We start from the raw sequence: 11,226 nt of genomic DNA, 5'->3' as shown, positions 1-11,226 counted from the left end.
CCCTCACAGCTAAAACTGATGAGGGTTTTTTGTTTGTAACATCTTCTATGTAAAATTGAACCCTGTTTTATACTATCAATATATATTCTCCCATTTTTCATTCCTTTTTATATTTTATCTTTATTTTACGTATCTTAAATACTGTAGTTTATTTTAATACGTTATATTCGGATTAATTAATTTATAATTATGAAACGCCTTAATAAATTCCTTCAAACTTTTATTTTTTTACTGTTTCCAGTATTTGTTTTTGCTCAATCCAATAAGGATGATAAACCAAAAGAAAATTGGTTTAATCTGGACTTAAAAGCAGATGGTGCATTTGGTATAAGCACGGAAAGAGCTTATAATGATTTGCTAAAGAAGATGAAATCATCCCCTATTACTGTGGCTGTTATAGATGGTGGTATAGATGAGGAGCATGAGGATCTTAAAAGTGTTATGTGGACTAATGTGAAGGAAATTGTAGGGAATGGAATTGATGATGATAATAATGGCTATATAGATGATGTTTTTGGCTGGAATTTTATAGGTTCTAAAAAATCTAATGTGCATCATGATAACATGGAATTAACTCGTCTTATTAATAAGTATAATCCTAAATATGCCTCAGCTTTAAACTCCACACCTTTTAATGAAAAAGAGCGTAAAGAATTTCAGTTATATCAAAAATTAATAACTGAGTATATGGATAAGCTTCAATCGGCACAAATGGGTTTTCAAAACACTACAATGATTAAGAAGTATTTAGATCAAATAAAGACTAGTTTGAACATTGAGAACCCTTCTTTAAGTGATTTAGATAGCTATAAAACTACAGATGACATGCAAAGTCGCGTTATAAAGTTTATTAAACCAGAGCTTAAGGACAAAAGTTTTAAAGAATTTTATGATGAGTTATTAGAAGGAGTTAAGTACTATGATACACAAGTTAAATATCATTTAAATGTTGAGTTTGATCCAAGAAAGGATTCTGTAGGGGATAATTATTCAGATAGCAATGAGCGTATTTATGGTAATAATGATATTACCGGTCCTGATGCTGAACATGGTACTCATGTTGCTGGTATTGTTGCCGCAGTGCGTAATAATGAAATTGGTATTAAGGGAGTTGCTGATAATGTACGAATTATGGCTATACGTGCTATTCCTGATGGTGATGAGCGTGACAAAGATGTAGCTAATGCTATTCGTTATGCAGTAGATAATGGGGCAAAAATTTTAAATATGAGTTTTGGTAAGGCTTATTCATGGGATAAAAAAGTAGTAGATGAAGCTGTTAAATATGCTGTATCAAAGGGCGTTTTATTAGTACACGCAGCTGGTAATGATTCAAAAAATATTGAAAAATCAGATAATTTCCCAAGTAAATTTTATACCGATAGTACAGGTGTTAAAATGGGTACTGCTGAGTCTTGGATAGAGGTTGGCGCTACTAGCTGGACCAATGACGAGGATTTGGTAGCTAGTTTTTCTAATTATGGTGCTAAAACTGTTGATGTTTTCGCGCCAGGAGTTAAAATCAATTCAACAATGCCTAGATCAACCTATAAAGAAAACGATGGAACAAGTATGGCAGCGCCTGTAGTTTCTGGTCTAGCAGCCCTAGTTTGGTCTTATTATCCTAAGTTTACTGCACTTGAAATAAAAGACATAATCATGAATTCGGTAACTAAGGTGGAGCAAAAAGTTAAGATCAATGAAGATGGGGATAATAAAAGGGTTTATCTAAGTGATATCTCAATTTCTGGTGGTGTAGTCAATGCCTATAATGCTTTGCAATTAGCTGCTAAAAGGTATGCTACATTGAAAGGTCGATAGTTGTTAATAGGAGCAAGGAACAAGGAACAAGGAATAAAGAACAAAGAATAAGGAACAAAGAACAAAGAATAAGGAGCAAAGAATAAAGACCAAAGAATCTTTAACCAGCACACAGATATTTTAAATGTCGTAATCCTGGTTTCGAGAGCCTCAGCCAGCGGGTAACGGATGTCGCTAGTCTAACCATCTAACCATCTAACCATCTAACCAAATGGATCAAGGAGCAAAGAGCCAGGAGTAAAGACATTTCAGATGTCGTTAGCCTAATTAACTAACCAACTAACCAACTAGCCACCTAACCAACTTGATCAAGGAGCAAAGAGCCAGGAGTAAAGACATTTCAGATGTCGTTAGCATAACCACCTAACCACCTAAACTGTCTGAACTATGATTTATTTGATTTTTGTGATTGCGGAGAAGGAATGGCTTGGAGAACCTCAGGCACGGGTTTCGAGAGCCTCAGCAACTAGGTAAGGGATGTCGTTAGCCTGATAACTGATAACTGATAACTGACACACCCTCTTTCTGACTTCGAGAACCTCAGCCACAGGGTAATAGATGTCGCTAGTCTAACCAACTAACCAACTAACCAACTGGATCAAGGAGCAAAGAGCCAGGAGTAAAGACATTTCAGATGTCGTTAGCCTAACCAACTAACCAACTAACCAACTAACCACCTAAACTGTCTGAACTATGATTTATTTGATTTTTGTGATTGCGGAGAAGGAATGGCTTGGAGAACCTCAGGCACGGGTTTCGAGAGCCTCAGCAACTAGGTAAGGGATGTCGTTAGCCTGATAACTGATAACTGATAACTGACACACCCTCTTTCTGACTTCGAGAACCTCAGCCACAGGGTAATAGATGTCGCTAGTCTAACCAACTAACCAACTAACCAACTGGATCAAGGAGCAAAGAGCCAGGAGTAAAGACATTTCAGATGTCGTTAGCCTAACCAACTAACCAACTAACCAACTAACCAACTAACCACCTACACCAAATAAAGCCAAGAAATAAGCTTTCCAATTGTATTCATCCTGAAACTATTCCCAGACTTCTAATAAAAAAATAAAAAGTTTATTAAAATTGATTAAAAGTCTTAACTTCATTTATTGAAATAATTGAAATTCACTTCTGATTAATAAGATGTCTGAAAAGAGATATTTATTTAAGAAAAAATTAATAAAGAGCTTGTACTTTGGAGGCACCCTTTCAAGTGCAGATTTAAGTGCGATTGCTCAAAAGAATATACAAATTACTTCAAAAGCTATAAATGAATTAGTTGATGAGGGATCAGTCCTTGCTGCAGGATACGCACATTCTACGGGCGGTCGTTGTCCCCAATTATTTTCTCTAAAACCTGGCTTAATGTACGTTGTAGCTGTGGCAATGGATCAGCTAACAACCCGTATTTCTTTACTTAATATGGAAAATAATTTTGTAGGTGAAGTAAGGGAGTTAGACTTTATTCTTAGCAATCAGTCAACATTAATAAATGAGCTAGCTGGGCATTTAAATCAATTTATTTTAGATTCAGGAATACCAAAAAGTAAAATTGCCGGAATTGGGATAGGCATGCCTGGATTTGTAGATTCAGAAAAGGGGATAAACCATTCATTCTTAAAAGTACAAGAGGGAAGTATCGTGAGTATTCTTGAAAAAATCACGAAGCTTCCTGTATCTATCGATAACGACTCCAGTTTAATAGCTTTGGCCGAATTTAAAATTGGTGCTGCCCAAGGCAAACAAAATGTCATGGTGGTGAATATTGGATGGGGTATTGGTTTGGGTATGATCCTCAATGAAAAGCTTTACCGAGGTAATGATGGTTTGGCAGGCGAACTGAGTCATATACCGCTATTTACAAATGATAAAATTTGCACTTGTGGTAAAATGGGCTGCCTTGAGACTGAAACTTCGCTATTGGTTGTTGTAGAAAAGGCAATGAGGGGGCTTAGTGAGGGTAAACCAAGTATTCTTAAAAATCTAAATCCTGAAAATGTAGAAGAGGCTGCCGAGTTAATTTTAAATGCTGCAATTCAAGGTGATACTTTTGCAGTTGAACTTATCTCTGAAGCAGGATATAATATCGGTAGAGGTATTGCCATTTTGGTTCATATATTAAATCCCAAAACCATAATTTTAAGTGGGAGGGGCTCAATTGGCGGGAAGCTTTGGACAACCCCAATTCAACAAGCTTTGAATGAGCATTGCATCCCTAAAATAGCTGAAAATCTTAATACAGAAATATCAACACTTGGATCACTAGCAGAGCTTTATGGAGCTGCAGCATTAGTAATGGAACATTATGATGAGGTGCATCCAAAAACAAAAACACGCAACACCCTAATACAAATAAATAATTAACAAACAATTAAATTCAACCAAAAACCAAAACAGTTTATGAAAAGAAAACTCATGCTGTTCTTGATGGTCGTACTCTACAGCGTCGCTGTTTCGGCCCAAGACAGAAAAACAGTTAATGGAGTCGTTAAAGATTCCGCGGGACTGCCTCTACCTGGGGTAACAGTTCAGGAGGTAGGAACAAAAAATGGCGTTTCTACAAGCGCTAACGGTGAATACAAAATGACCGTAAGTTCAAAATCCGTATTAAAATTTAGCCTTATCGGATTTGTCGCTAAAAATGTTACTGTAGGCGCTCAAAGCACAATCAATGTAACTTTAAGTGATGATGCTGCAGCCCTTGATGAAGTTGTAGTAACTTCTTTAGGTATCTCTAGACAACAAAAATCACTTGGTTATGCCGTTAGCACAATCAAAGCGACAGAACTTACTAAGGTGGGTTCTCCTAGTTTTGCTACTGCACTTTATGGTAAAGCACCAGGTGTACGTATTGGAGCAACTCCTGGAGGTGCAACTAGTGCGGTTAACATCACTATTCGTGGTATTAACTCAATCACTGGTAAAAACCAACCATTAATCGTAATGGATGGTGTGCCAATTCGTAATGAGGAAGTAAACAATGGTGACTACTGGGGAGACCAAAGAATTCGTGGTAACGGATTATTGGATATCAACCCTGAAGACATTGAGAACGTCTCTATCCTAAAAGGAGCTTCTGCAGCAGCACTTTACGGTTCTGAAGCAGTAAACGGTGTAGTTTTAATTACCACCAAAAAGGGCAACGCAGCAGGAAAAGGATTTTCAGTTGACTTCAACGCTAACTACAATGTAGACAATGTAGCTTACTTGCCAAATTACCAGAATGTTAGAGGTGCAGGTGCTCCACTAAACATCAGTAATGGTGGTCAAGATGCTGAAGGTTTCGTTTATGTAGATATGGACGGAAACGGAAGTAAAGAGACTAGAAGTATTCTAGGCTATAGCATTAACTTCGGACCAAAATTCGATGGTAAGCCCACAGTTGGATGGGATGGAATTATCAGACCATACGAAGCACAAATAGATAATTATGCTGGATTGTATCAAAGTGCAAACAACTCTAACATAAACTTAGCTGTTTCTAATTCTACTGAGAATTCAAACATTCGTTTCTCGTTAACTCGTCAAGACAATCAGGGTGTCAGTCTTGGTGCAGAAAACTCAAAAAATAGTGCAAACCTTAACACTTCATTCAAATTAGGTAAAAGTTTTTCAACTGATATTACTGTAAACTATGTGAATCAACGTACAGGTAACCGTCCATACTCAATCGACCGTTTAATGAACAACTTCACAGGTATGATGGGACGTTTTGATAACGCAGATTGGTATTTAAACAAATACAAAACTAGTAAAGGTTATCGCTACGTAACTGGTGCAAGTGGTCAGAGTCTTACTCCAAATGAAAACATTCTTTACAATGGTTTCAAAGGCGATATCGCTGATTATGTTTGGAGAGTAAAAGAGCATAATGACACTGAATTAAGTGATCGTGTAATCAGTAGCTTAACAAACAATTGGTCAATCACCAATAATTTAAAGTTAAGAACTAGATTCGCTACTGACTTCACTTCAATGAAAGGTGAAATTAAACAAACAACTGAAAGACCATTAGCTTTTGGCAATTCAGGTTATTTCGGAATGAACTCTAGTCAAAATAAAATATTATATGGGGATGCATTACTAACTTATACAAGAAACGTAACCAAAGACATTGAAATGAATGTTATGGGTGGTTATACTGCTACTAAAGAAAATGGTTCAAGATTAAGTCGCGGTACTGCCGACGGTTTAAGTACAGAAAACTTATTTGACTTAGCAGCTAGTGTTGGTACACCTGGTAGCGGTTCATCTAGATACTCAATCGTTAAGGACGCTCTTTTAGGAGTTGTTAACGCAAACTACAAAAACTACCTTTACTTAGAAGGAACTGTTCGTAGAGATAGAACTTCTACAATGAACCCTAACTCTAATAGCTTCGTTTACCCTTCAGTAAACTCAAGTTTCATTTTCTCTGATGCATTCAAAATGCCATCAATAATGAGTTATGGTAAAGTTAGAGCTTCTTGGGGTATTGTGGGTAACTATCCTGATGCTTACCGTGCAAACGTAGCTTATAACCAAAGTTCATTAGGTAACCAAGGTGGAAGCCAGTCGGTATTAATTACTAACCTTCCTTCTGATATCGGTAATGATGGTATCAGACCGGAAATTAAGAATGAAATCGAATTAGGTCTTGAAACTAAGTTCTTCAAAGATCGCTTTGGAGTAGAATTGTCTTACTACAATGCACAAGTTAAAGATCAAATATTACCATTAACAATTCCTCCAACTTCTGGTGCTACATCTATTTTAACAAATATTGGTACTTTAAGAAACACAGGATTTGAATTATCAATAACTGGTACTCCAATTAAATCAAGAAACTTTAGATGGGATGCAGGAATTAACCTTGCTTCAAACCAAAATAAAGTTGAAAAGCTAGCTAATGGATCAAGTGAATTGCTTCACGCAGATTACGATGGTAGTGCAGCACAATTAAGATCAGTTGTTGGTCAACCAATGGGTGATTTTTATGCTCACCCTGTTGCAACTCATTCAAATGGTCAACCAATTGTAGATCCAAACGGACTTTACAAAGTTGATGCAAACAAATGGACTAAAATCGGAAATGCAATGCCTAAAGCAATTGGTGGTTTCTTTAACTCATTTAACTATAAAGGAATTACTTTAGATGCAATGGTTGATTTCCGTTTCGGTGGTTATGTTATGCCAACTGGTCTTAACTGGATGATCAGTAGAGGTTTACTTGAAGAAAGTACTCAATTTATGGATAAAGAAAGTGGTGGTTTAAGTTATTACCAAACTTCTGCTGGAAAAAGAATACTTACAAGTGCTGCTCAAGGCCCTGCTGGCGAAACCGTTTATCATGATGGTATGCTTCAGCCAGGTGTAAAGCTTGATGGTTCTCAAAGTGATTATATCGCTTCATCTGCTGATTATTTCTGGACTGTTTATAACTGGGGTGGACCACAATATAGCCCAAACACTAGATATGAATTATATATCCAAAAGAATAGCTATATTAAGTTCAGAGAGGTAAGCTTAGGCTTTAACATCCCTGCTAAAATTACAAGTAAATTAGGTGTTAAAAAGATTCAAGCTTCTGTATTCGGAAGAAACTTGTTCTACTTCTACAGAACACTTAAAAACATGGATGCTGAGCAAACTACCGCTGGATCTAGATGGGCACAAACTCTTACTAACATAGGAACTAACCCTTCAACTAGATCATTTGGTGCTATGTTAAGAGCGAACTTTTAATTGATTAATCTTTTAAATTATAATTGATGAAAAAAATATTATTTATACTGGCAATAACCCTGAGTTTAGGTTATGCCTCATGCCAAAAGGCAGACTTCGCGGAAAGCTATCCAAATCCTGCGAAAATTTCTCAAACTACCGTAGAAAAGAGCTATGCTGGTTTTGTATCAGCTAATCGTTGGTATGTTTTACCTGATTACTGGAACTATTTTGTAGTACTAAGAACTACAGTTACAAGATATACTCAAGCTGTGGGATGGGTAAATTCTGCAGGCCAATACGTACCAGGTTATGCTGGTATTGATAGCCGTTGGAGTAATTACTATAACTTCTTAGCTCAATTCCGTGATTTAGAGAAAAATTACAACGCTTTAAGCAAAGCGGATCAAGACGACAGAAAGATCTATATGATCACGTCTAAAATCTACTTGTACGATCATACCCAAAAGGTTGTTGATTTACATGGCGATATTCCATTTTCTGAAGCAGGTAAATTAAGTGACAATGGCGGTGATTATGATAAATCATTACCTAAATACGATGGTGCTGAAGCAATCTACACTAAAATGTTAGATGATTTGAAAGCATTCTCTGATGAATTGAATACGCTTACTGTTTCTAGTGGAATTTTAGCTGGTTTCAAAACTCAAGACATCGTAAACAAAGGTGATATCACTATGTGGAAGAAATATAACAACTCGCTCCGCTTAAGAATCTTAAACCGTGTTTCTGGTGTTGCAGCTTTCTCATCAAGAGCAAGCTCTGAAATCGCAGCGATCGTTGGCGATCCTGCTAAATACCCAATCATTACTGAAAATGCTGATAACGTACAGTTAAAGGTAACTAACATCAATACTGAAATTCACTCTAAAAACTTTAGAACTGGATTAGAAGATTGGAATGGTAACCTTGCCGGTAAAGCAATGATTGACCACATGAAAACTGCTAGCGACCCAAGATTGAGAGTAATGTTTGAACCAGGAGTAAACGCATCTGGAGCTTATATTGGATTAGATCCAATGCTTTCTTCTTCTGCACAAGATGCTCTTGTTGCAGGTGGAACAATCTCTATTTATAACAGATCAACTCTTAGTAGAAATCAATTCTTCCCAGGTGTATTAATTAATGCTCCTGAAGTACATTTCTTATTGGCTGAGGCTCATTTAAGAGGCGGTAATGCAACTGCAGCAAGAACTGCTTACAACAATGCTGTTACCAAGTCTATCCAGTTTTACTATGGATTGAGAGCGCTTACCAATGATAATACTTCTCCAGCTTTAACTCCAACTAATGATACTGAAATTGCTGCTTATTTAGCACATGCTACAGTTGATTGGGATGCTGCAACTACACCAGCTGCTAAATTGAAGTTAATTGCTGCACAGAAGTGGATTCACTATAGTGTTGTTCAACCACTTGAAAGCTGGTCTGAAATCAGAAGATTAGACGCTCCAACTTTCAGCTTTGAGATTGATAATACAAACACTCAAAAAACTCCTCCTGCTCGTTGGTTATACTCAGGAACCGAATCAGTTTATAATACAGTAAATTATAACACGATGAAAGCTAAAGATAACTTGACTACTAGATTATTCTGGGATGCTAACTAATCAATAGGCTTAATAATAAAAAGGGGCTGCATGAAACATGCAGCCCCTTTTTTATTGTAATAAAAGGTAAAGCATATTACCCCTTATTGTATATTACGTTCTTATAAAAAAAATCAATTACTCTCTATAGGCTTTATCTCCTCTTGATGTAAATTCAAAGGCTTATCCAATAAAACTGCTATAATAGTCATTCTTGTATCCAATTGATCTTCTGGAACAGGAATGTAAAGCATGCCTGGGATTTCACTCCAATATTGTTTGTTAAGAATTTGATGACTTAATAATGTACCGTTTCCTACAATACGGATACGATTGATTTTGTTTTTTATCCCTTTAATCTGTAGCGGGCCATTTGGTTTACCATCTACAAATAAATACAGCGTTTGTTTATCGGGAGATAAGCTACTGAAACCATCGTAATAGCCTTGCGGTAGTCCGCTAGAGCCTATTAGAGCCTCTGCATGCTTCTTTGTCCAGCTATTGACATCTTCTAGGATTTTAGACTCAGTCGGCGCCTGGGGCTTAATTTGAGCTAATTGAGCTTTAAATGAAAAATCACCCATCCAGCTATCGTTTGCTAGGGCGTGAATTAGGGGCAGGGGACTAGCATCAATGTTTTTAGCTAAGTTTTTAAGTAGATTATTGTAATTTACTTTAGGTGATTCCTTTAAAAACTCCGCTTTTTCTTCAAATTCTAGGGCAATTACTGAAACTGCAGGATCTAATTGATTTTTCTTGATTGAGATATAAGTTATCCCAGTAGAAGCATCATATTTATGTTTTAGATCAACATTGCTGCCTAAAAGACGAATATTTTTAGGCTGTTGAGCTAGGTTGCGTATCTCTATTTCTGCTGTTGGAATATTTTCTACAAATGCATAAATCGTCTTCCCATCAGCACTTATAGTCGATTTTCCTTGATAATTGGCTCCACATATACCCGCTCTTGTCCCAAAAAGGGCTTCTGCATGCTTTTTATTCCATGCCCCAAGATCTTGAAGGATTTTTACCTGTTCGGCAGGGATGGTGCCATCTGGTTTCGGGCCGATATCCAATAATAAATTACCGCCATTAGCTACACAGTCGATGAAAGTGCGTATTACCTGATTAGATGTTTTATAATTTTTATCATGTTGTACATAGCCCCATGAATCATTCATGGTTAAACACAGTTCCCAATAAGGGTCGCTAGGGCGTACAACTGGTACACCTTGTTCAGGAGTAGAATAATCGCCATAAGTATTTAATCGGGAATTGATAATCACATTAGGATTCTTTTTTTGAAGTAATTTTCTCACTTCCTCCGATTTCCATTCTTGTGCATTATGCTCCCAATCGCCATCAAACCAATATAAATCGGGGTTATACTGCTCAGAAAGCTCTTTTAATTGCCCAGTAAAGTAATTTTGAAATTTCAACCAACGCTCAGGCTGAGATTTTAAATCATACCTTTTAAACTCACGAGTCATTACATCATAATCTGGATAGCTCCAATCGGGAAGCGAATAATAAATACCAGTTTTTAATCCTGATTTCTTTAAAGCCTTCACAAATGGTGTGAGAAGATCTTTCCCTGCTTTGCTATCTTTTACTGTATTGATACCTCCCATTTTTGAGTCCCATAATGCTACTCCATCATGGTGTTTAGAGGTAATTACAGCATATCCAGCACCACTCTCCTTTATTAGGTTAACCCAGAGTTCAGGATCATAATTAGAGGCATTGAAGCCACTTAACTGCTTCATATAATCCTCATAACTGATATAATTATTGAAAAAAGACCATGATTCAGGAATACCATTTACGGAATATATTCCCCAGTGTATGAAAATTCCTAGACGAGCATTTTCAAACCAATCCATTTTTGAATCGCGTGCTTTAAGTTGAGCACTGGTGTTGCTTACCCATAGCAAAGCTATTGCTAATAGGAAGTGTTTTAAATTAAATTTCATAGTTTAATTATAGGAAATTTTTTTGAAAGATTTGGTTGTTAGTTGGGAGTTATCAGTTGGGAGTTATCAGTTATCAGTTGGGAGTTGTCAGTTGGGAGTTATCAGTTGGGAGTTGT

General features: G+C 36.7%; 5 protein-coding genes. 4 read left to right on the top strand and 1 reads right to left on the bottom strand.

The features are described from left to right. The first annotated feature begins 189 nt into the window (after window positions 1–189). From QZ136_RS11175 to QZ136_RS11160, 4 genes are all read left to right on the top strand, one after another. A complete protein-coding gene (locus QZ136_RS11175; protein WP_291403525.1) occupies window positions 190–1,821 on the top strand; it encodes a S8 family peptidase in 1,632 nt (543 codons plus the stop codon). A gap of 1,146 nt (window positions 1,822–2,967) precedes the next feature. Further along, entirely contained in the window at window positions 2,968–4,188 is a 1,221-nt protein-coding gene (locus QZ136_RS11170) for an ROK family protein (RefSeq protein WP_291403523.1), read from the top strand. A 36-nt stretch (window positions 4,189–4,224) separates the two neighbouring features. Continuing rightward, entirely contained in the window at window positions 4,225–7,548 is a 3,324-nt protein-coding gene (locus tag QZ136_RS11165; protein ID WP_291403521.1) for a SusC/RagA family TonB-linked outer membrane protein, read from the top strand. 26 nt (window positions 7,549–7,574) lie between these two features. Then, on the top strand, window positions 7,575–9,158 hold the full coding sequence (locus tag QZ136_RS11160) for a SusD/RagB family nutrient-binding outer membrane lipoprotein (protein WP_291403519.1): 1,584 nt from the start codon (window positions 7,575–7,577) through the stop codon (window positions 9,156–9,158). A 113-nt stretch (window positions 9,159–9,271) separates the two neighbouring features. On the opposite strand, the gene QZ136_RS11155 is transcribed toward QZ136_RS11160, so the two are convergent. Beyond that, window positions 9,272–11,110: an alpha-L-fucosidase gene (locus tag QZ136_RS11155; RefSeq protein ID WP_291403517.1), complete on the bottom strand. Its 1,839-nt coding sequence runs from the start codon at window positions 11,108–11,110 to the stop codon at window positions 9,272–9,274. Window positions 11,111–11,226: the final 116 nt, after the last annotated feature.

It is taken from the genome of Daejeonella sp., from assembly GCF_017495225.1.
Taxonomy (GTDB): domain Bacteria; phylum Bacteroidota; class Bacteroidia; order Sphingobacteriales; family Sphingobacteriaceae; genus Daejeonella.
The sequence above is the reverse complement of the archived record's forward strand: the minus strand, read 5'-3'. Positions and strand labels throughout refer to the sequence as shown.

Coding starts and splice junctions, on each gene's coding strand:
- QZ136_RS11170 (WP_291403523.1), top strand. CDS start 2,968: ATGTCTGAAAAGAGATATTTATTTAAGAAAAAATTAATAAAGAGCTTG.
- QZ136_RS11165 (WP_291403521.1), top strand. CDS start 4,225: ATGAAAAGAAAACTCATGCTGTTCTTGATGGTCGTACTCTACAGCGTC.
- QZ136_RS11155 (WP_291403517.1), bottom strand. CDS start 11,110: ATGAAATTTAATTTAAAACACTTCCTATTAGCAATAGCTTTGCTATGG.
- QZ136_RS11175 (WP_291403525.1), top strand. CDS start 190: ATGAAACGCCTTAATAAATTCCTTCAAACTTTTATTTTTTTACTGTTT.
- QZ136_RS11160 (WP_291403519.1), top strand. CDS start 7,575: ATGAAAAAAATATTATTTATACTGGCAATAACCCTGAGTTTAGGTTAT.